At 69.3% G+C, this 23,262-nt stretch carries 21 protein-coding genes and 3 pseudogenes; 9 read left to right on the top strand and 15 right to left on the bottom strand.

The window, feature by feature from the left end; all coding sequences use genetic code 11:
* Nucleotides 1-5: 5 nt before the first annotated feature.
* The gene (gene cpaB / locus OH768_RS19340) at nt 6-719 is read right to left on the bottom strand and encodes a Flp pilus assembly protein CpaB (RefSeq protein ID WP_406455254.1); all 714 of its coding nucleotides are present in this window, start codon (nt 717-719) and stop codon (nt 6-8) included.
* 113 nt (nt 720-832) lie between these two features.
* Entirely contained in the window at nt 833-1,642 is an 810-nt protein-coding gene (locus OH768_RS19345; RefSeq protein ID WP_406465339.1) for a hypothetical protein, read from the bottom strand.
* A gap of 374 nt (nt 1,643-2,016) precedes the next feature.
* Here OH768_RS19345 and OH768_RS19350 point away from each other — a divergent pair, with 374 nt between their 5' ends.
* Nucleotides 2,017-3,705, top strand: coding sequence for a chitinase (locus tag OH768_RS19350; protein ID WP_406455256.1), 1,689 nt, complete (start codon nt 2,017-2,019; stop codon nt 3,703-3,705).
* A 60-nt stretch (nt 3,706-3,765) separates the two neighbouring features.
* Here the strand turns inward: OH768_RS19350 and OH768_RS19355 are convergent, their stop codons facing one another.
* Nucleotides 3,766-3,966: an antitoxin gene (locus OH768_RS19355; RefSeq protein WP_406455258.1), complete on the bottom strand. Its 201-nt coding sequence runs from the start codon at nt 3,964-3,966 to the stop codon at nt 3,766-3,768.
* Between the two features lie 72 nt (nt 3,967-4,038).
* The gene (locus OH768_RS19360) at nt 4,039-4,539 is read right to left on the bottom strand and encodes an SMI1/KNR4 family protein (RefSeq protein WP_406455260.1); all 501 of its coding nucleotides are present in this window, start codon (nt 4,537-4,539) and stop codon (nt 4,039-4,041) included.
* Between the two features lie 152 nt (nt 4,540-4,691).
* Between OH768_RS19360 and OH768_RS19365 the strand changes: the two genes are divergently transcribed.
* From OH768_RS19365 to OH768_RS19375, 3 genes are all read left to right on the top strand, one after another.
* Nucleotides 4,692-5,210: a SigE family RNA polymerase sigma factor gene (locus OH768_RS19365; RefSeq protein ID WP_406455262.1), complete on the top strand. Its 519-nt coding sequence runs from the start codon at nt 4,692-4,694 to the stop codon at nt 5,208-5,210.
* 52 nt (nt 5,211-5,262) lie between these two features.
* Nucleotides 5,263-6,507 (top strand): hypothetical protein, encoded by a 1,245-nt coding sequence (locus tag OH768_RS19370; RefSeq protein WP_406455264.1) that lies wholly within the window; start codon nt 5,263-5,265, stop codon nt 6,505-6,507.
* Between the two features lie 175 nt (nt 6,508-6,682).
* Nucleotides 6,683-8,047: a M14 family metallopeptidase gene (locus OH768_RS19375; protein WP_406455266.1), complete on the top strand. Its 1,365-nt coding sequence runs from the start codon at nt 6,683-6,685 to the stop codon at nt 8,045-8,047.
* A gap of 4 nt (nt 8,048-8,051) precedes the next feature.
* Here OH768_RS19375 and OH768_RS19380 read toward each other — a convergent pair whose 3' ends face one another.
* The 6 genes and pseudogenes from OH768_RS19380 to OH768_RS19405 form a co-directional block, all read right to left on the bottom strand.
* A complete protein-coding gene (locus OH768_RS19380) occupies nt 8,052-8,729 on the bottom strand; it encodes a hypothetical protein (RefSeq protein ID WP_406455268.1) in 678 nt (225 codons plus the stop codon).
* 75 nt (nt 8,730-8,804) lie between these two features.
* Nucleotides 8,805-9,001, bottom strand: a pseudogene (locus OH768_RS19385) (hypothetical protein); the annotation flags it as partial.
* Between the two features lie 98 nt (nt 9,002-9,099).
* A complete protein-coding gene (locus tag OH768_RS19390) occupies nt 9,100-10,575 on the bottom strand; it encodes a GntP family permease (protein WP_406455270.1) in 1,476 nt (491 codons plus the stop codon).
* Between the two features lie 109 nt (nt 10,576-10,684).
* Nucleotides 10,685-11,089: a RidA family protein gene (locus OH768_RS19395; RefSeq protein WP_406455272.1), complete on the bottom strand. Its 405-nt coding sequence runs from the start codon at nt 11,087-11,089 to the stop codon at nt 10,685-10,687.
* Between the two features lie 10 nt (nt 11,090-11,099).
* On the bottom strand, nt 11,100-11,861 hold the full coding sequence (locus OH768_RS19400) for an IclR family transcriptional regulator (RefSeq protein ID WP_406455274.1): 762 nt from the start codon (nt 11,859-11,861) through the stop codon (nt 11,100-11,102).
* Complete coding sequence (locus OH768_RS19405; protein ID WP_406455276.1) at nt 11,858-12,904, bottom strand: sugar kinase; 1,047 nt, start codon at nt 12,902-12,904, stop codon at nt 11,858-11,860. The genes OH768_RS19400 and OH768_RS19405 overlap by 4 nt, the downstream gene beginning before the upstream one ends.
* A 138-nt stretch (nt 12,905-13,042) precedes the next feature.
* On the opposite strand from OH768_RS19405, the gene OH768_RS19410 reads away from it, so the two are divergent.
* Together OH768_RS19410 and OH768_RS19415 are read left to right on the top strand one after the other, a co-directional pair.
* On the top strand, nt 13,043-14,326 hold the full coding sequence (locus OH768_RS19410) for an amino acid deaminase (RefSeq protein ID WP_406455278.1): 1,284 nt from the start codon (nt 13,043-13,045) through the stop codon (nt 14,324-14,326).
* A gap of 20 nt (nt 14,327-14,346) precedes the next feature.
* Entirely contained in the window at nt 14,347-15,969 is a 1,623-nt protein-coding gene (locus OH768_RS19415; protein ID WP_406455280.1) for an amidohydrolase family protein, read from the top strand.
* Nucleotide 15,970: 1 nt separating this feature from the next.
* Here OH768_RS19415 and OH768_RS19420 read toward each other — a convergent pair whose 3' ends face one another.
* Complete coding sequence (locus OH768_RS19420; protein WP_406455282.1) at nt 15,971-16,807, bottom strand: trypsin-like serine peptidase; 837 nt, start codon at nt 16,805-16,807, stop codon at nt 15,971-15,973.
* A gap of 162 nt (nt 16,808-16,969) precedes the next feature.
* Nucleotides 16,970-17,605: a hypothetical protein gene (locus OH768_RS19425; protein ID WP_406455284.1), complete on the bottom strand. Its 636-nt coding sequence runs from the start codon at nt 17,603-17,605 to the stop codon at nt 16,970-16,972.
* Nucleotides 17,606-17,731: 126 nt separating this feature from the next.
* Here OH768_RS19425 and OH768_RS19430 point away from each other — a divergent pair, with 126 nt between their 5' ends.
* Together OH768_RS19430 and OH768_RS19435 are read left to right on the top strand one after the other, a co-directional pair.
* Nucleotides 17,732-18,943 carry a pyridoxal phosphate-dependent aminotransferase gene (locus OH768_RS19430; RefSeq protein ID WP_406455286.1) on the top strand — a complete coding sequence of 404 codons (1,212 nt, stop codon included), beginning with the start codon at nt 17,732-17,734 and terminating at the stop codon, nt 18,941-18,943.
* A 102-nt stretch (nt 18,944-19,045) separates the two neighbouring features.
* Nucleotides 19,046-19,444: a hypothetical protein gene (locus OH768_RS19435; RefSeq protein ID WP_406465340.1), complete on the top strand. Its 399-nt coding sequence runs from the start codon at nt 19,046-19,048 to the stop codon at nt 19,442-19,444.
* A 192-nt stretch (nt 19,445-19,636) separates the two neighbouring features.
* Here OH768_RS19435 and OH768_RS19440 read toward each other — a convergent pair.
* Nucleotides 19,637-20,806 (bottom strand): annotated as a pseudogene (locus OH768_RS19440) (RNA-guided endonuclease InsQ/TnpB family protein); the annotation flags it as partial.
* 143 nt (nt 20,807-20,949) lie between these two features.
* Between OH768_RS19440 and OH768_RS19445 the strand changes: the two are divergent.
* Nucleotides 20,950-21,297 (top strand): annotated as a pseudogene (locus OH768_RS19445) (hypothetical protein); the annotation flags it as partial.
* A gap of 6 nt (nt 21,298-21,303) precedes the next feature.
* On the opposite strand, the gene OH768_RS19450 reads toward OH768_RS19445, so the two are convergent.
* Together OH768_RS19450 and OH768_RS19455 are read right to left on the bottom strand one after the other, a co-directional pair.
* Nucleotides 21,304-22,473, bottom strand: a complete 1,170-nt coding sequence (locus OH768_RS19450; protein ID WP_406455288.1) for a hypothetical protein — start codon at nt 22,471-22,473, stop codon at nt 21,304-21,306.
* Nucleotides 22,470-23,261 (bottom strand): PP2C family serine/threonine-protein phosphatase, encoded by a 792-nt coding sequence (locus OH768_RS19455; protein WP_406455290.1) that lies wholly within the window; start codon nt 23,259-23,261, stop codon nt 22,470-22,472. Before OH768_RS19455 ends, OH768_RS19450 begins: the two co-directional genes overlap by 4 nt.
* Between the last annotated feature and the right edge of the window lies 1 nt (nt 23,262).

The following is a 23,262-nucleotide window of genomic DNA, read 5'->3' on the forward strand; positions in this document are numbered from 1 at the left end:
GCCTCTCACTTGTCCTTCGCGAGTTCGTACGTCCGGTCCTGCTCGGGCACGGTCGTATCGGTGCCGGGCGCCACCAGGGCCAGCCGCACCCGCTCGGCGAACGACTCGGCGTAGGTGATGCGCTGGGCGTCCAGCGTGGAGAGCGCGAAGGTGATCGGGACGGCGTTGGTGGACTGCTGCTGGTTCTTGTCGCTGTTGCTGCCCGGGTCGAGGGCGGTGATGTGGCCGACGTCGATGACCTTCGCGTTGGTCACGATGATCTTCGACTGGTCGGGGTCGCCCTCTTTCGCGCCCGCGAAGGTGGCGTAGACGTTGACCGTGGAGCCCGGGTAGATCTTGCCGGCGACGCCGGTGGCCGCGTCGATCATGATGGCGACCTCCTGCTGCCCGGGCCGCAGGGCCGGCTGGTCGACGATCATGTCGGTCTGCAGCAGGGAGCCCCCGCGCAGGGTGGTCACCGCGATCTTGCCCTGGATCTGCCGGAGATCGGTCACGGCGTTGTCCGACAGCCACCGCTTGGGCATCTCGATCTTCTTGAACTGGGCGGCGGTGAGGGTCGTGTAGGGCGCCACGTCGTCCTTGACCTGGTAGGCGGCGACTTCGGGGCCGACCTTGGACTTCACGTCGCTGATGACGGAGAGGACGCCGGCGAACGCGCCGAGGGCGCAGAGGACCGACAGGAGCAGGAGTATCACGCCGCGGCGCTGACGGGAGTTCATGAACCGTACAACCTCATTGGGGATATCGGTCGAGCGGAAATGAGCGGATCGAGCCGGGTCGAGCGGGGTCGAGCGAGACCAGGTGCTGTAAGCGTGTCCTGTGAAGGGATGACTTATCCGCTGGGCGTTTGGTTCTCGTGAACGGGCGGTGTTGCCGAGCAGAAGACACAACGGTCGCCGATGACGTCGATACCGCACCAATGGCACACGGACTGCCGTACCGAAGTGACCAGTTGGTACAGCACCGACAGGTCGGGCAGATATGTACAGAACTCGATCAGCTTGCCCGTGCCCCACCAACTCGCCGACTCGGCGGGCAGGGTGGCCTCGCGGAGCCCCATCGCGTTCCAGGCCGGGGCGAGGGTGGTGCCGATCCAGTCGGACTGCAGCTGGCCCTTGGCGACCAGCATCCAGGTGCCGAACTCCGGCCCGGCGAGGGCGACTCCGGGGCCGACCCTGACGAGCTGCGGCTCGGGGTGGGCGATCACCGCGAACTGGCTGCCGGGCACCCAGGACTTGGCGTGCGACTTGAGGCCGACGGGGACCCGGTCCAGCCTGGCGACCGAGCCGAGGACGGCGCCGGCGTGAATGTAGTGGGTGAGCAGCCGGCCCGCCGAGGCGAGCACCCCGGGGCTCAGGTCGCAGGACGCGAGCTGCCTCAACTGGCGGGCCAGTACGGCGAGTCCGAGTGGGGGGAGATTCGGACGGAACAGGGCGATCCGGTCGGTCTCCAGGATGGACCGGATGGTGTGCAGCCGTCGGTCGACGCCCTCGGACACGGCCTGCGAGGACACGACGACGACATGCCCGTGCTGGTCGATGAGGGTCTGCATCTCCGACAGCGCCTGGTCCAGCGGTCGTTGATCCAGGTCCCGCAGCACGACGGCGGGCACGGTTCGTTCGTCCTGTGGCGGCAGCGCCATGTCGGCGCTGGTCACGGCAATGGCAGTTGGCACGCGCAGCTCCCCGTCTCACGCCTGTCGGCTTCCCGGTATTACTCCGGTACGCCGAGTCGACTTCACTGCGTGACTACCTCAGCACTGTATCCACGCCCCTGTGACCGGAGAACAGCGTTTCGGTAGCTGTGCCGCAACTGTCATTGCGCACAACACGCCAAAACGGGGCAGGTCGAGCAGCTGATCGCGGCCGGGGTGCCGAATCCGCCGCCGGAGAAGTTGGTCTGGACCTCTTGACAGCAGATTGGTCTGGACCAACTCTTGAACTCCAGCGGTGGCCACCGTCGTCACAGTCCCCTCCAACTCCCCCACCGGAGGCATCAGTGGACCGCGCACCAGGCATGCCCGTACTCAGGAACAGACGTCTGTGGGCCGGGGTCGCCATGGCCGCCCTGGCCCTCTCCTTCGCGGGCACCGGCCAGGCGTCCGCCGCCGACATCAACAACGCCAAGAACGCCGGCTTCGAATCGGGCCTCACCAACTGGACCTGTACGGCGGGCAGCGGCACGACCGTCTCCTCCCCGGTGCACAGCGGCGCGGCGGCCCTCAAGGCCACACCCGCCGGGCAGGACAACGCCCAGTGCAGCGAGTCGGTCGCGGTCAAGCCCAACTCGACGTACACGCTGAGCGCCTGGGTCCAGGGCGGCTACTCCTACCTCGGCGTGACGGGCACCGGCACCACGGACGTGTCGACCTGGACCCCGGACACGACGGCCTGGAAGCAGTTGTCGACGACGTTCACGACGGGCGCCTCGACCACCTCCGTCTCCGTGTACACCCACGGCTGGTACGGACAGGCCGCGTACTACGCGGACGACATCTCCGTCTACGGCCCCGACGGCGGCGGTGGCAGCGACCCGGCCCCGACGGTCCCGGCGACACCGACGGGCGTGACGGTCTCCTCGACGACCTCTTCAGCCGTCTCCCTCGCGTGGAGCGCGGTGTCGGGAGCCACGGGCTACAACGTCTACCAGAGCGGCACGAAGATCACGGCGGTGACGGGAACGTCCGCCACGGTGACGGGACTTGCGGCCTCCACGTCGTACTCCTTCCAGGTCACGGCGACCAACTCGGCCGGTGAGTCAGGGAAGTCGACAGCGGTGACGGGCACGACGACGGCGACCGGCGGAGGTGGCGGCGGCACCCTGCCCAAGCACGCGGTGACCGGCTACTGGCAGAACTTCAACAACGGCGCGACCGTCCAGAAGCTCTCGGCCGTCTCCTCCCAGTACGACATCATCGCGGTGGCCTTCGCGGACGCGACCTCGACTCCGGGCGCGGTCTCCTTCACGCTCGACTCGTCCGGCCTCGGCGGCTACACGGTCGACCAGTTCAAGGCGGACATCGCCGCCAAGCACGCGGCCGGCAAGAAGGTGATCATCTCGATCGGCGGCCAGAACGGCACGATCTCGGTCAGCGACTCGACGTCGGCGGCGAACTTCGCCAACTCGGTCTACTCCCTGATGCAGACGTACGGCTTCGACGGCGTCGACATCGACCTGGAGAACGGGATCAACGCGACCTACATGACACAGGCGTTGAGGTCGCTGTCGTCGAAGGCGGGCTCCTCGCTCGTCATCACGATGGCGCCGCAGACGATCGACATGCAGTCGACGTCGAACGCGTACTTCCAGACCGCGCTGAACGTGAAGGACATCCTCACGGTCGTCAACATGCAGTACTACAACAGCGGCACGATGCTGGGCTGCGACGGCAAGGTCTACGGCCAGGGCACGGTCGACTTCCTGACAGCCCTCGCCTGCATCCAGCTCCAGGGCGGCCTCTCCCCGTCCCAGGTGGGCCTGGGCCTCCCGGCCTCCACCAGCGCGGCCGGCAGCGGCTACGTCTCCCCCACCATCGTGAACAACGCCCTCGACTGCCTGACCGCCGGCACCAACTGCGGCACCTTCAAGCCGTCGAAGACCTACCCCGACCTCCGGGGCGCGATGACCTGGTCGACGAACTGGGACGCCGCGGCGGGCAGTTCATGGTCGAACTCGGTGGGAGCGCACGTACACGCGCTGCCGTAGCGGATCGTGTGGAACGAGGGGTGCGACCGGGCTGCCCGGTCGCACCCCTCCGCGTTGCGCCTACTCCGCCGGCCGCTCCTTGCCGTCGGCGTTCCCCGCACTCTCGGCGAGCCTGTCCAGCAGCCCCTGCGCCTTGTCGACCGCGCTGTCGATCTGCTCGCTGTGCTGGCCGCCCGTCTTCTCGTCGACGAGCTCACCGGCCTTCTCCAGCCCGTCGGAGATCGTGTCCCCATGCTCCTCACGACAGCCCCCACAGAACAAGGTGGCCCCAGCGCAACCGCCCCGGCGGGCGGGGGTGCGGGGCGGGAGTGTTCGGGGCGCACTCGTCCCGCGTCAGCGTTCCGTGCAGTACGGCCCGGCGGGCGCCTTCGGAAAGGCCGCGGTCCCGTCCAGCCACCCTTGAAGCCGTTCGGCCAGGGTGAGGTCTTCGGGGAACAGCGCCTCTCCGTGCACCGGGCACCGGGCGTTGGGGTCCCAGCCCCACATCCGGCCCTCGGGGGTGCTGAAGTCGACGAGGGACCAGATCGCACAGCCCCACGTCAACAGCGGCACGACGGAAGGCGGGTGGCCGGGTGCTCCACGCCGGCCCAGGTACTCCTCCACCAGCCGTTCGCCGTCGCTGTACCTGAACTCCGTTTCGGTGAGGGACAGAGCCTCGCCCCGGCGGCCGAACCCGCCGTCGGCGACTTCGAGATGGATCCGCTTGAGGAGCGGCGGCATGGGATACCCGACCACGGCCTCCAACTCGGCCACGGCCTCCGGCGGGGCGGTCGGCGGCCGTTCACCTGCCGGATACCGCTCTCGTACCGCCCGGATGATCTCGTCCTCCGTCATACCGGCATTCGTAGCAGCCGCCACTGACAATGAACGGCGAGCCGACCGTACGCGCAACCGACCGGCCCCACCTGAAACATTTCTGTGGGTCCGCCGCATCAATGAAGTGAGGGCGGTGCGGGCAACAGCCCGCGGGGGCAGGGGGAAACGGTATGAGACGACAGGGACGCGCCGACGAGTACGCGGAGTTCGCCGCCGCACGCGCCGGGCATCTCTATCGGTCCGCCTGTCTGCTGACCGCCGGGGACACGCATCTGGCCGAGGACCTGGTGCAGGAGACCCTGGGCAAGCTGTACGTCGGCTGGGGGCGGATGTCCCGGATCGGCAACCCCGCGGGGTACGCGCAGACCGTCCTCACCCGTACGTTCCTCGCACATCAGCGGCGCCGCAGCAGCACCGAACGCGCCACCGACGTACTGCCCGACCGGCCCGACCCCGGCGGCTCCGCCGGTGACACCCCCCTGCGGCTGACCCTGCTCCAGGCCCTGTCCCGGCTGCCCGCCAAGGACCGGGCCGTGGTCGTCCTGCGGTACTGGGAAGACCGGTCCGTCGAGGAGACCGCCGACGTCATGCACGTCAGCTCGGCCGCCGTACGCACCCGCTGCGTCCGCGCGCTGGGCCGGCTGCGGGAACTCCTCGGCGAGAACCTCGACGAGTACGCCCGCCCCTGATCGCCCCGCACACCCATCCCGCCAACTCCCCTATGCGAAACGGTGGTTCGCCATGCCCGACGCACACTCCAGCGACAGCGCCGACCCCTTCGAGACCCGGCTCGCCGCCGGCCTCCGGGACGCGGGCGACGCCTTCGAGACCGACCGGGCCGCGCTCGTCACCACGGGTGCCCTCAAGGGACGACGGCGGCTGCTACGACGCCGGAACGCGGCCGTCATGAGCGGCGCCGCCGGTATCGCCCTCGTCGGCGTCGGCACGGCACTGCTCCTGCCGAGCGGCTCCCCCGACGCGCAGGGTTCCCCGGCCACCTCCACCCACGCCTCCGCCACCTCCTCCGCCCCCGCTCCCGTCTCCCGCGAGGCCCTGCTCCGGACGCTCGCACGATCGCTGGGCAACGGCAGTTACTCCAAGGTCGAGGCCCGTGGCACGGACGAGGGACCGTCGCCGTACATCCATGTCGTCTTCGACGACGGCAAGGGCAAGTCGGCCGTCGAGCTCGGCCTGGGCCGGGTGGAGCCGGGGAGCGACGAGGCGCGGCAGGCCACCACGTGCCCGGCGAAGGTGTTCACGCACTACGACGCGTGCCGCACCAGCCGGCTGGCGGACGGGTCGGTGGTCATGGTCCTTCAGGGGTACGAGTATCCCGACCGCCGGGTGGACACCAAGTGGTGGAGCGCCGAACTCGTCACCCCGCAGGGGCAGCACGTGAGCGTGAGCGAGTGGAACGCAGCCGCCGAGAAGGACTCACCGATCACCAGGAGTCAACCGCCGCTGTCCCCCGCCCAGCTGACGAAACTCGTGGCTTCGGAAGTGTGGCGGAAGGCCATCGACGCGATTCCCGAGCAGACGCCGACAGCGACCCCGGCACCGAGCGACACCGCTTTCGGCGCCCCCGTCGCCCCGACCCTCAGGAGCCTGCTGCCGAAGGGACTCACTGTCTCCGACAGCAGCGGTGACGACACCGGGTTCGGCTATCTCGTCGTCGACGACGGCAAGGGCAGGAGCCTGGTCCAGGTGAACGTCCAGGCGAACATGTCGGACGTCGAGGGCGACCTCTTCGGCTCGGACGCCGAGGTCCTCTCCGACGGCACGAAGGTCGCCACACACCAGGGGCCGGGTGAGAAGGGCGGCGCGGGTGTCGTGATGTGGACCGTCGACACCATCCGCACCGACGGCACGCGCGTGGTGATCAGCGCCTTCAACTCCGGCGCCCAGGACACTCCTTCGACCCGCCCGACCCCGGCCCTGACGATGAAACAGCTCCGGGAGATCGCCCTGAGCCCGAAGTGGCGGTAATCCGGCCACCCACTTTGGACGCCCTTGACCTGACCATGCCAACACATCAACATAGGCGCCACACAGGAAAACCCATGGGAAGACCCGCGAGAACATCCGAGGGAACACCCCACCCGCACGTCATACTCCACGCACGTCGCACTGAAACACCCCCCAACTCCAGCAAGGAGATTTCATGCGACTTCGCACACGCGGCTCAGGCGCCCGAAGCGGCAGACGCACCGCCGCGCTCGCCGCCCTGATGGCCCTCGCCCTCGCCGCCCCCGTCGCGGAGACGGCCACCGCGGCGAAGGCCACCGCCGACAGCGCACGGCAGGCCTCCCCGGCCGCGGACGACATCCGCCAGTACGAGATCCACGTCGACCACAACACCCCGGTCACGCGTACCGCCATCGCGGCGGCCGGCGTCACCGTGGACGAGTCCGACGAGGAGACCGTGGTCGTCTCGGGCCGCGCCGCCCAGATCAAACAGTTGCGCCAACAGGGCTACGACGTCTCGCTGCTGGGCTCCGCCCCGGACCGTTCCTCGGCCGCGGACGGAGCACGGCTCCTCGACTTCCCCTCGGCCGACTCGAAGTACCACAACTACGCCGAGGCGAACACGGAGATCGACCAGCGGCTCGCCGCCTACCCGGGCATCATGAGCAAGAAGGTGATCGGCAAGTCGTACCAGGGCCGGGACATCGTCGCCATCAAGGTCAGCGACAACGTGGCCACCGACGAGAACGAGCCCGAGGTCCTCCTCACCTTCCACCAGCACGCGCGCGAACACCTCACGGTGGAGATGGCGTTGTACCTGCTGCGCGAGCTGGGCGCGGGCTACGGCACCGACTCCCGCGTCACGAACATCGTCAACAGCCGCGAGATCTGGATCGTGCCCGATCTCAACCCGGACGGCGGCGAGTACGACATCGCGACCGGCGCCTACCGGTCCTGGCGCAAGAACCGGCAGCCCAACTCCGGTTCCTCGTACGTCGGTACGGACCTCAACCGGAACTGGAACTACAAGTGGGGCTGCTGCGGCGGCTCTTCGGGCTCGACCTCGTCCGAGACCTACCGGGGCACGTCCGCCGAGTCGGCGCCCGAGGTGAAGGTGGTCGCGGACTTCGTGCGCGGCCGGGTCGTCGGCGGGAAGCAGCAGATCACCGCGGGCATCGACTTCCACACGTACAGCGAACTGGTGCTGTGGCCCTTCGGCTACACGTACTCCGACACCGCCACCGGGATGACCGCGGACGACGCCGCCGCGTTCAAGGCGGTCGGGCAGAAGATGGCCGCGAGCAACGGCTACACAGCCGAGCAGTCCAGCGACCTGTACATCACGGACGGTTCGATCGACGACTACCTCTGGGGCACTCAGAAGATCTTCGACTACACCTTCGAGATGTACCCGACGTCCAGTTCCGCGGGCGGGTTCTACCCGCCCGACGAGGTCATCGAGCGGGAGACCTCCCGGAACCGGGACGCGGTGCTCCAACTGCTGGAGAACGCGGACTGCATGTACCGGTCCATCGGCAAAGAGGCCCAGTACTGCGGCTAGTTGGCTAGTCCTTGCGGACCTCTGCCTCCGCCTCGGCGAGCGCGGCTTCGTCCACCTCGGCGGACTCGTCGTCCGCGTCCTCGTCGCCGTCCTCGAAGTAGGCGTCGAGAACCGCGTCGAGCTGCGTCTCCCACTCGGTGAACCGGCTCCTGGCCGCCGCCTCGATCTCGATCGGGTACCAGCGGCGGTCAGGAGTGTGCACCGTGATGGTGAACCGCTTGCCGAAGCGCGGGGTCTCGGTCTCGACGGCGCCGATCTCGTCCCAGCGGAACTCGCAGCTCTGGTCGTCCAGGCGCAGTCGTACGCCCTTCTCGTCCGCGACGATCTCCGCCCGCCGGTCGGAGGCCTCGAAGACGGGACCTTCGGACTCGTCGTCGGCGTCGGAGTCCGCGTCGCCGTCATCGTCGGCCGCGTCCTCCTCGGAGTCGTCCGCGGCGGAGTCATCGGCCTCGGCGACGGCCTTCTCGGCCTCCGCCTCCTCGGCCGGCGACTCCGCGGCCGACGGCTCCTCGACCTCCGGCTCCTCCGCCTCGGTCTCCACGTCCCCCGCCTTCTTGTCCTCCGGATCGTCGGAGGACACGGCGGGTGCGGTGAGCCCGGGAATGAAGGCCGGGTCGAATCCGGCGCCCGTCACGGGCTCGCCCTTCAGGGGCTGGCTGCTCGAACCTATGCGCTGCTCCACAGCGGGCAGTATGGTCGACGATCCTGTGTCGCACACAGCCACCCCCAACTTTGTTATCAGACGCCTACAAGCGGCTTACACGAACACACTGAGCACAGCGGCCACCGCGAACCCCGCGACCGACAACACCGACTCCAGCACCGTCCACGTCCTCAACGTGTCCCGCTCCGTGATCCCGAAGTACTTCGCCACCATCCAGCCGCATCCATCAGCGCGCTCCGCGCGCGGGCCCCGTCGTCGACGTGCGAGGCGAAGACCGAGCCCACCGAGACGAACCCGCCGACCAACACACCCCACACAACGGCAGCAACCGCCGACAGCCGACCAGAAACCGATCCGGCCGACCGCGACGATCACCACTGCCCAGCGCCTACACGAACAGGCTCAGCACAGCCGCCACCGCGAACCCAGCCACCGACAACACCGACTCCAGCACCGTCCACGTCCTCAACGTGTCCCGCTCCGTGATCCCGAAGTACTTCGCCACCATCCAGAAGCCGCCGTCGTTGACGTGCGAGGCGAAGATCGAGCCTGCCGAGATCGCCATGATGACGAGAGCGACGAAGGCCTGGGAGTGGTCGCCCTCGGCGAGGAGGGGGGCCACGATGCCTGCCGTCGTCACGATCGCGACCGTCGCCGAGCCCTGGGCCACGCGCAGGACCAGCGAGATCAGGTACGACAGCACGACCACCGGCAGGCCCACGTCGTGGAACGTGTCCGAGAGGGCCTGGGCGACGCCGCTCGCCTTGAGGACGGCGCCGAAGACCCCGCCCGCGCCGACGACCAGGATGATGTTGCCGACCGGCTTGAGGGACGCGGTGGAGACGGTCTCCAGGGACTTGCGGGACCAGCCCCGGCGTAGACCCAGGAGGTAGTACGCGAGGAGGAGCGCGATGGTCAGGGCCACGAAGGGGCTGCCGAAGAACTCGACCACCGAGCGGCCGGTGGACGGGTCGAAGGCGATCGACGAGAAGGTGGCCGCGAGGATGAGGACCAAGGGCGTGCCGATGATCGCCAGGACCGTGCCCAGCGCCACCGGCTTCTCCTGCGGTACGACACCGGACTCACGCTGTTCTTCGATGACCGCCTGCTTCGCCTCGGCCGCCGCCTCGACCATGTCCTGCGGTACGGCGACGAAGATCCGCTTGCCGATCCAGGCCGCGTAGGCCCATGCGGCGAGTACGGCGGGGATGCCGACGACGATGCCCATGAGGATGACCCAGCCGAGCTGGACGTGGAGGAGACCTGCGGCCGCCACCGGGCCGGGGTGCGGCGGGAGGAACGCGTGGGTCATCGACAGGCCCGCGAGCAGCGGCAGGCAGTAGAGCAGGATCGACTTGCCGCCGCGCTTGGCGGCTGCGTACACGATCGGCGCGAGCACGAAGATGCCGACGTCGAAGAAGACCGGGATGCCGAAGATCAGGCCGGTGAGGCCCATGGCGAGGGGGGCTCTCTTCTCGCCGAACAGATTCAGCAGCCTCGACGCCAACACCTCTGCGCCGCCGCTGACTTCGAGGATCGCGCCGAGCATCGTGCCGAGGCCGATGATGATCGCGACATGGCCGAGGATGCCGCCCATACCGGACTCGATGGTGGAGACGGCGTCGGAGCGCTGGACCGTGCCGAAGAGTTCGGTGACCGACAGACCGGACAACAGGCCGACGGTTATGGAGACGGCGAGGAGGGCCACGAAGGGCTGGAGTCTGACCTTGATGATCAGGAAGAGGAGGAGCGCGATCCCGAGGGCGGCGACCGTCAACAGGCCTGCTGTGCCGTCCAGTAGGAGGAGCAGGCCTCCGGTGTGGGGTGGGGGTGTGGGGGCGGTTGCGGCGAGCGGATAGGACATTTGGGGGTCCTCTACGTAAGTACATCGGGCTTTCGGGCAGGGGGAGATCGCGGCCCGGCGCCCCTGGAGGTGCCGAACCGTTTTACGGCGTGCGGGAGTTGAGGGTGCGTCAGCTCAGAACGGCCAGCGCGTCGATCTCGATGAGCAGTCCCGCGGGCAGGCCGACGTAGACAGTCGTGCGCGCAGCGGGGACCTCTACGCGGCCCTCGAAGAACTCGTTGTAGATCGCGTTCATCTCGGCGAAGTGGTCCACGTCCGTCAGATAGACACGGATCATCACCGCGTCCTCCCAGCTCGCGCCGCCCTCCTCCAGGATCGCCTGGACGTTGGCGAGGGTCTGGAGGGTCTGCTCGCGCAGGGTCGGCCCGGCCGGCGTCGGCGGCTTGCCCTCCTCGGCCGGGAGGAAGCCGACCTGGCCGGCGACCTGGAGGATGTTCCCCTTGCGGACGCCGTGCGAGAACTTGGCGGGCGGGGCGGTGTGGGTCTTGGGCGTGAGCGCGGTCTTCTCGGTCATACGAGGTCCTTCATACGGTGTCCTTCACGGGGGTTCTGCCGGAGTACTCACCACTGATGGCGTCCGCCGTACGACGGACCAGGGGGAGCAGGGTGAGGAGTTCGTCGGCCGTGACGACGACGTTGGGCGCGGAGACCGACATCGCGGCCACCACGCGTCCGTCGGCGCCCCGGATCGGCGCGGCGACGCAGTTGATGGACTCTTCGTGGCCGCCGAGGTCGGTGGCCCAGCCCTGTTCCCGCACCTTCTCCAACTCCCGTAGGAAAGCAGGGGCGTTGGGGGTGGAGCGGGCGGTGTACATGGGGTATTCGAGCTTGTCGGCGAGGGCCCGCCGCTCGGCCTCCGGGACGTCGGCCAGGAGCAGCTTGGCCACGCCCGCGACGGTGATGGCGACCGGCTTGCCGATCCGCGAGTACATGCGCACCGGGTAGCGGCTCTCCACCTTGTCGATGTAGAGGACCTCGTTCTCCTCGTACACCGCGAGGTGGACGGTATGACCGCACTGTTCGTTGAGCCGTACGAGATGGGGGTGGGCGATCTCGCGGATGTCGAGGTTCTCCATCGCCTCCTGGGCGAGGGCGATGAGGCGGGCGCCGAGGCGGTAGCGCTGGTCGGACTGGCGGTAGACGAGGCCGTGCTCGTGCAGGGTGCGCAGCAGCCGTAGCGCGGTGGACTTGTGCACTTCGAGGCGGTCGGCGACCTGGCCGAGGTCGGCGGGGCCCTCGGCGAGCAGCGGCAGGATGCTGAGCGCGCGGTCGACGGTCTGACTCATGGCGTACGTACCTCCTCGTCGGCCCAGTCGGCGGCGTCGGTCCAGCCGGGGCCGAGTCGAAGTCTCCCCCACGCGATGTCGTCGAGGGCGACCAGGCGGTCGGCGTGGTCGCGGACCGGCGGCGCAGCGAGGTCGCCGGGGACGGTGAGGGCGGCGGCGGCCGTGAGGTGGCCGTGCCGCAGCCGGTCCCGTACGGGCAGTCCCCTCAGGGTCGCGGAGAGGAACCCGGCGGCGAAGGCGTCCCCGGCACCGACCGCGGCCACGACGTCGACGTGCGGCGCGGGCACGAAGGTGACCTGCCGCTTGTGGAAGACGGTGGCCCCCCGCCCGCCCTGCTTGACGACGAGCGTCTCGGGGTCGGGGAACGCGCCCCGTACGGCGTCGGCCCCGACCAGCCCCCAGACCTCGGCGGCCTCGTCCTCGCCGACGAACACGAGGTCGGCGCCGCGCGCCAGCTCCAGCAGCACGCCCGGCCCGTCGGCCGAACGCCCCAGCGCGGGGCGGTGGTTGACGTCGAAGGAGATCAGCGGGCGGCGGGCGCGGAGCGCGGTCAGTTCACGGACCAGGCCGAGGCAGTCGGCGGAGAGCATCGGGGTGATCCCTGACAGGTGCAGCACCCGCCCGGCCCGTACGGCGGCCAGGTCCACGTTCGCCGCGGCCATCGCGGAGGCGGCGGATCCGGCCCGGTAGTACGCCACCTCGTGCGCGTCGGTGGCCCGGTCCCCGGCGGTACGGAAGTAGATGCCGGTGGGGCGCACGGGGTCACGCTCCACGGCGGACACATCCACCCCGTACCCGCCGATGGTCTCGACGAGATGGTCCCCGAAGCCGTCCGCCCCCACCCGGCTGACCCACCGGACGGTGTGCCCGGCCGCCGCCAGCACACAGGCGACGTTGGACTCGGCGCCGCCGATGGCGCGGTCGAAGGACGGTACGTCGGCGAGGCGGCCGGGGCGGCTGGGCAGGAAGGTGACCATGGACTCGCCCAGCGCTACGACGTCGACGACGTCACGGGCGGCGGTGGACTGTCCGTCGGCGGTCACGATGGTGATGGCTCCTCGTCGGTGCACCGGTTTGCGGCGGCTCCGTTGACCCGGTGTTGGGCGAGATGTTAGACAGCGGTAAGCGATATACGCAATGAAGGTTGCAGAGATTGCAACACTCCAGCTCAGGGAGGCCTCATGGTCCGCGACTCCGGTACCGAAGCGCTCGCCCGGCTCGCCGGGGAACGCGTCGACCACCGTTTCAAGGGCCTCCCCCCGGACGCGGACGGCCTGACGCTCGCCGAGCTGGCGACCGAGCGCCGCAACCTCTTCACCGGCGGCTTCACCACCCCCGTCCTCGCCCTCTCCGCCGAGCGCCTGGAGCACAACCTCCGCCTCATGGAGACCTACGCGACCCGCCACGGCCTCGCCTTCGCCCCGCACGGCAAGACCTCCATGGCCCCCCAGCTCTTCCACCGCCAACTCGCCCACGGCGCCTGGGGCATCACCCTCGCCGTCCCCCACCAGGTCCGCGTGGCAAGGGAGTTCGGGATCGAAAGGATCTTTCTGGCGAACGAACTGGTCGACCCGGCGGCCCTGAAGTGGATCTCCTGCGAACTCGACGCCGACTCCGCCTTCCGTTTCATCTGCTACGTCGACTCCGTGCGCGGGGTCGAGTTGATGGACGCGGCCCTGCGCGGCGCCGCCCGCCCGCTGGACGTAGTCGTCGAACTGGCCGCCGGCGAGGGCGCCCGCACCGGTGTGCGCACGGAGGCGGAGTGCGCGGCCGTCGCGGACGCGGTGGCCGGCGTGGACACACTGCGGCTGGTCGGGGTCGCCGGGTACGAGGGCGAGGTGCCGCAGGCCGACCCGGAGCGGGTGCACGCGTGGCTGCGCCGACTGACCGCGCTCGCCGTGGAGTTCGACAAGGCGGGGCGGTTCGCCGGCTCCGGGCTCGACGGGATCGTGGTCAGCGCGGGCGGCAGCGCCTGGTTCGACGCGGTGGCCGACGTCCTCGCCGAGCTGCCCGAACTCTCGCTCCCCGCCCTGAAGTTGCTGCGTTCGGGCGCCTACGTCTCGCACGACGACGGCCACTACCGCAAGCTGACCCCCTTCGCCCGCGTCCCCGAAGAGGGCGCCCTGGAGCCCGCGTTCCGGCTCTGGGCGCAGATCGTCTCCCGCCCCTCCCCCGAGCAGGCCTTCGCCAACGCGGGCAAGCGGGACGCAGCCTACGACCTCGACCTCCCGCTCGCCCAGGTCGTCCGCCGGGACGGCACCGAACGCCCGGCGACCGGCGTCGAGATCACCGGCCTGTCCGACCAGCACACCTGGCTGCGGACGACGGCCGGGGCGGACCTGGAGGTGGGCGACTGGATCGGCATGGGCCTGTCCCACCCCTGCACGTCCTTCGACAAGTGGCAGCTGATCCCGGTGGCGGAGACGGACGGGACGGTCGTCGACTACATCCGTACGTTCTTCTAGAAGGCCCCGGGAGGCATCGCATGGAAGAGCTCGTCATCCGGGACGCGGACGTCGTCGACGGCAGCGGAGACCCGTCGTACCGCGCCGATGTCGTCGTCGACGGCGGCCGGATCGTCTCGATCGTGCGGGAGGCGGCGCAGGCGGGCTGTCAACGCCCCAAGGCGCGGCGGGAGTTGGACGCGGAGGGGCTGGTCCTCTCCCCCGGCTTCATCGACATGCACGCCCACAGCGACCTCGCCCTGCTCCGTGACCCGGACCACAGCGCGAAGGCCGCGCAGGGGGTGACCCTCGAAGTCGTCGGCCAGGACGGGCTGTCGTACGCCCCCGTCGACGACCGCACACTCGCGGAGGTGCGCCGGGCGATCGCCGGGTGGAACGGGTACGGCGACGACATCGACTTCGACTGGCGTTCGGTGGGCGAGTACCTGGACCGGCTGGACTCCGCTTTCGACGGCCGTGGAATCGCGGTCAACGCGGCCTACTTGATCCCCCAGGGCACGGTCCGCATGCTCGCCGTCGGCTGGGAGGACCGGGAGGCGACGCCCCAGGAGCTGGACCGGATGCGGCGGTTGGTCGCCGAGGGCATGGAGCAGGGCGCGGTCGGCATGTCGTCCGGGCTCACCTACACGCCCGGCATGTACGCCAAGGACGCCGAACTCACCGAACTCTGCCGGGTGGTGGCGTCGTACGACGGCTACTACTGCCCGCACCACCGCTCGTACGGCGCGGGCGCGCTGGAGGCCTACGGGGAGATGGTGGAGCTGACGCGGGAGGCCGGCTGCTCTCTCCATCTCGCCCACGCCACCATGAACTTCGGCGTGAACGAGGGCCGGGCACCGGAGCTGCTGACCCTCCTGGACGAGGCCCTGGCCACCGGCGCGGACATCAGCCTCGACACCTACCCCTACACGCCCGGCTGCACAACTCTCGTGGCGATGCTGCCGAGTTGGGCGAGCGAGGGCGGCCCGGAGGCGATCCTGAAGCGGCTCGCGGACGACGGGACGGCCGACCGTATCCGCCACCACCTGGAGGTGGTCGGCTCGGACGGCTGCCACGGGGTGCCGATGGAGTGGGACACGATCGAGATCTCGGGGGTCGCGGATCCCGCGCTGGCGGAGTACGTGGGCCGCCGCTTGGACAGCTGGACCACCGCCCGCCACCTCCTCCTCGCCGACCGGCTCGCCCCGTCGATCCTCCAGCACGTGGGCCACGAGGAGAACGTCCGGCAGATCATGCGGCACCGCGTCCACACCGGCGGCTCGGACGGCATCCTCCAGGGCGCCAAGCCGCATCCGCGGGCGTACGGCACGTTCCCGCAGTATCTGGGGCGGTATACAAGGGAGTTGGGCGTGCTGTCCCTGGAGGAGTGCGTGGCCCATCTGACGTCCCGCCCGGCGGCCCGCCTGCGCCTGCCCGACCGGGGTCTGGTCCGCGAGGGCTACAAGGCGGACCTGGTCCTGTTCGACCCGGAGACGGTGGCGGCGGGTTCGACGTTCGAGGAGCCGCGCAGGCTGCCGACCGGCATCCCCCACGTCCTGATCGACGGCCGTTTCGTGATCGAGGACGGCCGGCGGACGGACGTGCTGGCGGGCCGGTCGATCCGTCGCAGTCCCGTGCGACGGAACGCCAACCCCCTTACGTGAGCTACGGCTTGGGCAGCGTGCAGCCGCTCGCGCTCAGGCTGAGCACGTTGGCCGAGGTGAAGCAGGCCGGGATGTTGTAGGTCTCCTCGGCGTAGTTGATGCCCTCGCGGACCGTCACCGTGCCGTTCTCGTCGACCTCGCAGGGGTTGTTGACGGTGCAGGTCTCGCCGTCCTCGTTGCCCGTGTTGTTGACGGCGACGACCTGGCCGGTGCTGGTGTCGATGACCGGGGAGCCGGAGGTGCCGCCGATGGTGTTGCAGGCGGAGGTGTAGCGGACCGAATCCTTCCAGGTCCAGGAGCCCTCCTTCAGCCGGTACACGAACCCGTCGATGTTGCAGCTGTAGATCGTCTTCCAGTAGCCGGAGACGACCTTGATGGCGGTGCCGGCGGTCGGGTGCGTGGCGCTCACGGTGAGCGGGCTGATGCCGTACGCGCTCTTGATGGCCGCGTACGTGGTGGTGGTGCGGTAGATCGTCACGTCCGTGTCGGTCATCGTCGAGTAGACGACCTGGTTGGCGCGGAGCGTGGCGACCTTGGTGCCGGCCGAGTTCAGCAGCCCGAAGGTACGGGTGGAGGACTGACCGGTGATGACCTGGCCGGCCGCCGGGAAGCCGGTCTCCAGGCAGTGGCCGTTGGTCAGCACGAGGGCCGGGGAGGTGTCGGTCGAGTTCGGGAAGCGGATGACCGAGCCGGAGCAGTTGCTCAGCGAGACGGTGCCGGCGAAGTCGACGGTCACGGCCGCCGCCTTCGGTGCCGCCTGCGGCGCGGCGACCGCGGGCACCACTCCGGTCCCGGCGATGGCCAGGCCGAAGAGTGCGGCAAGGAGAGGCTTGTTCATGTGGGGGTCCCCTCTGGAGACGTGAGCGAACGGAGATCTTCCGGTCGCTTCTTGTCTTGTCATGTGCATTGTGATGGCGTGGATGCACGAGGGGCAAGGAACTGTTTCCGGCCGCAGGTCACAGCCGCGCGCCCAACTCGGCGACGCGGCTTGGTAGATGACTTACTTGGGGTGCTTGGTTGCTCCGCGCCCGTGACCGGCGTTGCCACGCGCGGGGGTGGCCGTGGTGGCGGTCACGGAGGGCGCGGCCGGAGCGGTGGTCGTGGACCCCGCGGTCGTGGGGGTGGCCGCGGCGGAGGCCGAGGGCCGCGCGGACACCGGCGAACCGGCGGCGGGCGCACCGGTCACGGAACCCCCGGGCGAACCGGTGGCGGACTCCCCCGCCCTCGACGTACCGGCCGTCGAACCCGTCGTGGCACTCGTCCGGTCACCCCTGCCCGGCGATCCGTCCGAGGAGGTACCGGAGACGGCGAAGCCGACAACGAGGGCGGCGACGGCTACGACCCCCAGGGCGCCGACGGCGACCACGACCCGGCGCGACCGCCTGGCCCCCTGCCTCCGCAGCTCGGCCCGGCCCACGCCCGCACCCGCACCCGCACCCGCATCCGCGACGCCGTCGTCCCGTACCGGCGGCAGCTCGCGGGTCTCGTCGTACGCGTTCTGCCAGCCGTGGGCGGCCGCCGGATCGACGTACCCCTCGTACGACGGAACCGCCGCGCCGACGTGCGGGAGGTACACGTTCGGCGGGGCCTCGGACTCGCCTGACGCGCTGTTCTCGTCGTGGATCGGGCTGGACATGGCGGCAGATTGTAGGGATGGGACCCGCGCCGGCGACAGCTACCGGCGATAACAGCCCAAACCGACGCGTCTCACGTGGTGGAAAACACGGCCCGCACGGCGTTACCGGGCCGTAAGCTCACGGACATGCAGGTGATCCAGTCGACCAAGCTCTCCAACGTCTGTTACGAGATCCGGGGCCCGGTTCTCGAAGAGGCGATGCGTCTGGAAGCGGCCGGCCACCGCATCCTGAAGCTCAACACGGGCAACCCGGCCGCGTTCGGGTTCGAGTGCCCGCCCGAGATCCTGGAGGACATCCTCCGGAACGTGTCGTCGGCGCACGGGTACGGCGACGCGAAGGGCCTGCTGGCCGCCCGCCGCGCGGTCGTCATGCACAACCAGACCCTCGGCATCGAGACGGACGTCGAGCACGTCTTCATCGGCAACGGCGTCTCCGAGCTGATCGTCATGGCGATGCAGGGCCTTCTCGACGACGGCGACGAAGTCCTTGTGCCCTCGCCCGACTACCCGCTGTGGACCGCCGCCGTCTCGCTCTCCGGCGGCACCGCCGTCCACTACCGCTGCGACGAGCAGTCCGACTGGATGCCCGATCTCGCCGACGTGGAGCGGAAGATCACCGACCGCACCAAGGCGCTCGTCATCATCAACCCGAACAACCCGACGGGCGCCGTCTACGACGAGGCGATGCTGCGCGGGCTGACCGACATCGCCCGCCGCCACAACCTCCTCGTCTGCTCCGACGAGATCTACGACAAGATCCTCTACGACGGCGCCACGCACACCCCGACCGCGAAGATCGCCCCGGACCTGCTGACGCTCACGTTCAACGGGATGTCGAAGGCGTACCGGGTGGCCGGTTACCGCGTCGGGTGGATGTCGATCTCAGGGCCGCGCGCGCACGCGGAGTCCTACATCGAGGGTCTGACGATCCTGGCCAACATGCGGCTCTGCGCCAACATGCCCGGCCAGCACGGGGTGGTCGCCGCGCTCAGCGGGCGGCAGACCATCAACGACCTGGTGCTTCCCGGCGGGCGGCTCAAGGAGCAGCGGGATGTCGCCTACGACCTGCTGACCCAGATCCCGGGCGTGACCTGCGTGAAGCCGAAGGGTGCGCTGTATCTGTTCCCGCGGCTCGATCCGCAGGTCTTCAAGATCAAGGACGACCGGCAGATGGTGCTCGACCTGCTGCGCCGCGAGAAGATCATGGTCGTCCACGGCACCGGGTTCAACTGGTCCGAGCCCGACCACTTCCGGGTCGTGACGCTGCCGACGGTCGGGGATCTGCGGGACGCGGTGACCCGGATCGGGACCTTCCTGGACGGGTACAGCCAGCCGTAAACCTCGTGGACCTGGTTTCTTCCGGCGAATTTTTCGGCCAGCACAACTTTAGACGCAATCTAAGCTAGGATGGTTTCCTGTCTGAGCACAGGAGACCATGCCATGTACGAACCGATCCGCACGAAGTCAGTCCACAGCACGGTGGCCCGCCCTTCCTCCGACTTTCCTCATCGGTCGCGTGAGGAGGAACTGGATATTCAGCTTGCGGGGCACCTCGCCGCGCTGCTTGCGGTGACTGACGAACTGCGGGCGTTGGCGCCGTCGGATGAGCTGGATGTTGCTGCCGAGCGGCTTGCTGCACAGCTGAGCCGGTTGCGTGGTGGCGCCTCGCCCAGCCGGGCGGCTGCGGCTGCTTCTACGTCCCGTTTGGATGCCCTGCACCTGAAGGCCCATGCTCTTGCCGGGCGGGCGTTGGTTGTTGCGGCGTCCCGGGCGGATACTGCGGCGGCGATTCTGTCTGCCGAGCGGATGGATGCGCATGCGGTGACTGTGGTCGCCTGAGCTGTCGCGCCTCATCGCCGTTGGGGTTCCTGTTTGTAGTGCGAGTGCCAGCCCGCTGTGGCTGGTCGCGCCCACGCGGCGGAGCCGCATATCGATACAGCCCCGCGCCCCTAGCCTCGCGCTTTCACGAGCGTGCGTGTCCATGTCTTGATCAAATAAGCGGAGAGTGCTCCTGACCTGCAACGATGGGACTTGACTAGGGATACCGGCGCTCCACGAGGCATTTAGCGTCTCCGCCCGTCCGGCGGCGACGATACGGCGTCCTTCGAAGAGGACATTGCGAGCTGCGTTATAGTCCCGATCGTGCACAGTGCCGCACTCCCTGCATGTCCACTCCCGGACGTGCAGGGGCTTTGGGCCGTCCCGGAATCCGCAGGCCGAGCAGAGTTGTGAGGATGGGAAAGCACGGTCCACCTTGGCGAAGGTCCGGCCGTACTTGACCGCCTTGTACTCCAACATGCCGACGAACGCGGACCATCCCGCGTCATGCACGGACTTGGCAAGCCGGGTGCGAGCGAGGCCGGACACCGCGAGGTCTTCCACATACACCGCTTGGTTGTCGCGGATGATCTGTGTGGATGCCTTGTGGTGCCAGTCCCTGCGGCGGTCCGCCACCTTCGCGTACTGGTGCGCGACCTTGATGCGAGCCTTGGCCCGGTTCTTCGATCCCTTGGCCTTGCGGGACAGGTCCTGCTGGAGGCGCTTGAGTTTCTTCTCCGCCCGGCGCAAAAAGCGGGGACTGTCGATCTTCCGCCCGTCCGACAGGACGGCGAAGGAGGACAAACCGAGGTCGATACCGGACTCCGCCTCCAGCTCGGGGAGGATGTCCGGCTCGATGTCGACGACAAAGCTGAGGAAGTACCGGCCGGAGCTATCCTTGGTGACAGTCAGGGACGTTGGCGCCGCCGGCATCTGGCGGGACCAATTGACCTTCAGCTTGCCGGCCTTGGCCACATAAACCGTGCCGTTCCCCTGAAGGCAGAAGGCGTTGGTGTTGAGCCGGATCGACTGACGGGTGTCTTTCTTCGACTTGTACCGGGGCGGCCCGACCTTCCGGCCCTGACGCTCGCCGTTGACCGAATCGAAGAAGTTCTTGTAGGCGGTGTCCAGGTCTCGAAGTGACTGTTGCAGGACAACCGCTGACACATCGGCGAGCCAGGCGCGTTCCTCGGTCCGCTTGGCCTGAGTGATGCGAAGCCGGGACAACTCCGCCGACTTCACATACGGCAGCCCCGCTGCATGCGCTTCCTTCCGGTCACGCAGGCAGTCGTTCCACACAACTCGAGCACACCCGAACGCCCGCTCCAGCGCGCGGCGTTGGGTGTCATCCGGGTAGGCCCGATAGTTATAGCGGAGCTGCACAGCCAAGAGCCTCATACAGTTGATCTCATTGATCCGCAGAACGACAAAGGCTAGGAAGAAAGGCTGTATCGGCAACGCATGCGCACTGGGTCTTTGTGACGAAGTACCGGTGCGGAGTCTTCGACGACGCGATGATCACGTGCATCGAACTCCCGCCCGCCGCGGCCGGCCGGCTCACCGAGCTGAACCAACTCCTCGCCGGGCTGCTCGATCCGCAGGTCACACAGGATCTCGCACAGGATCCGGAGGGCGTGCACATCCTGTCGCGGGCGATCCGGCAGGACGTACCGGAGGCGGTCGACACGTTCGTACGGACGCGCTGGTGGACGCGGCTGACGCCGGGCACCGAGCCGCCGGAACGGCATCTGGAACGGCAGTTGACGGTGCTTCAGGAAGAGGCGCAGGGGCTGGCGGCGAATCTGCGTGAGGCGGAGGCGCGGCGGCAGGAGTCGCACACGCGGTATCTGGAGGACCGGGGGCGTTCCACCTGACGTGGATCAACGGTTGCCCAGCGAGATGAGCACGATGAGCACCAGGACGACGGCGAACAGCACGCCCGCCACCTTCAGCGGGCCGAACCGGTGGCTCTCCGGCGCGGCGACCGGCGGCACCGGGACCGGCACCGGCTGTCGTACCGGCGGATTGAACACGTCGTGTCCTGTCACCACGGCGCGGGTGCACCACGGGCAGGTCGGGAGGTGGGAGCCGTAGGTGTGCAGGGGGCGGGTCGGGCAGGCCTGGACGCGGGAGCGTTCCTGGTCGAGGGCGCGCAGCCAGACCTCGGCGGTGGGGCGGGCGGCGGGGGCGTGGACGCCCGGGCCGAAGGCGGTGTGGGCCAGGGTCAGGAGGCCGGGCGGGAGGACCGAGGGGTCCACGGTGCCGCGCGGGATGACGACCGCCGCGGGGCGGACGACGTAGGAGACGCTGGCGGCGATGTTGTCCTTGACCGTCGACTCGGAGGTGCTGTCGTGCGGGACGCCGCCGAAGGGGTGGTTGCCGGCCGTGAGGAGCTGGTAGATCAGCACCGCCAGCGCGAAGTTGTCGCTCTCCGGGGTGGCCGCCGCGCCCGACTGGCGTTCCGGTGAGGAGTAGTCGGTGGTGTGCATCAGGCACGGGAAGTGCTCGTCGGTGACCGGGTCGGTGAAGGCGATGGAGTCGCAGTCGAGGAACGTGACGAAGCCGTTGGCGTCGACGACGACGTTGCTCGACGAGAAGTCGCCGATGACGAGGCCGTCGTAGTGCATGCGGGCCGTCATGAAGGCGAGGTTCCAGGAGACGCCGAGCAGGAAGCGCCAGTCCGCGCGGTCCGGGAAGAGCCGCAGGCGCTGGGCGCGGGTGAACAGGCCGACCAGCTGGACGTGTTGGGGTTCGCCGAAGCGGCGCATGGCGTAGCCGAGGAAGGTGTCGTCGGGGCCGCGGGCGATGGCGGTGGGCCAGGCGAGTTCGGGCGGCTGATTGGCGTCGGTGGGGCGGGCGGCCAACGGTGACATGGTCAGCATGCGGGCCAGGCGGCGCTCCAGGTCCGGTCCCGGGCGGTCCCGGTAGAGCTTGACCACTGTCGTGTCGTCGCCCTCGACGGGGAAGACTGCCGCCTGGCCGCCGCCCTTGAGGGGGAGTTCGGCGAGGGTGACGGGCTTGCCGTCCAGGTGGACGGTGCGGCCGGTCACGGGGTCACCGCGCGCACGGCCCGCAGCAGGGTCTTGTCATCACCGTTGAGACTGGTCAGCCGGTCGGAGCGGAGGAGGGCGGCGATGTTCTCGTGCGCGCTGTCGGTCACCGGCCCCTGGGTGTCCAGGGAGCGCAACACGGCTTCCACGAAAGACGTGTTGGGCTGCGGCGGGCCGCCGCCGGGGGTGGAGAGCGCGGCCTGGGCGAGGCCGTCGGTGGACAGCAGCACCCCGTCGACGCGCGGGTCCGCCACACAGTCGGTGTGCAGTCGGCGGGGCGCGTCGGGTGAGGTGAGGAAGACGGTCTCGTTGCTGTACTCGCTGACGGCGGGCGGCTGCGGGAGGAGGTGAAACTGCCGTTCCCCGTCCTCGGTTCCGGCCCGTACGACGACGAAGCCGTCGCCGACGCTGAGATGGCCGAGCCAGCCGGGGGTGAGGACGACGACGGTGAGGGTGGTGGCGTAGTCGGGGGCGGCGGCGCCGTAGGTGTCCAGGAAGATCTTCGCCACGTCGTGGAAGGCGTCGGCGAGCAGGTCGTGGACCTCGGTGCCCGGCGGGCAGCCGGACGCGGCGGCGGCCCGGCGCCTGAAGTGTTCGGCCGCCAACTCTACGGCGTGCAGGGCGCCTTGGTCGGAGTGCGGGCGGCTGCCCGCGCCGTCCGCGACGGCGAGCACGGTCACCGATGCGGACGCCGCATAGGTGCAGGCGTCCTGGCAGGGGGTGCCGGTGCGGCGGTGGCGGTAGCCCTGGACGCTGAGGCCGTGGATGCGCCAGGGCGACGCGGCCACC

This window comes from Streptomyces sp. NBC_01622, assembly GCF_045209635.1.
Classification (GTDB): Bacteria; Actinomycetota; Actinomycetes; order Streptomycetales; family Streptomycetaceae; genus Streptomyces.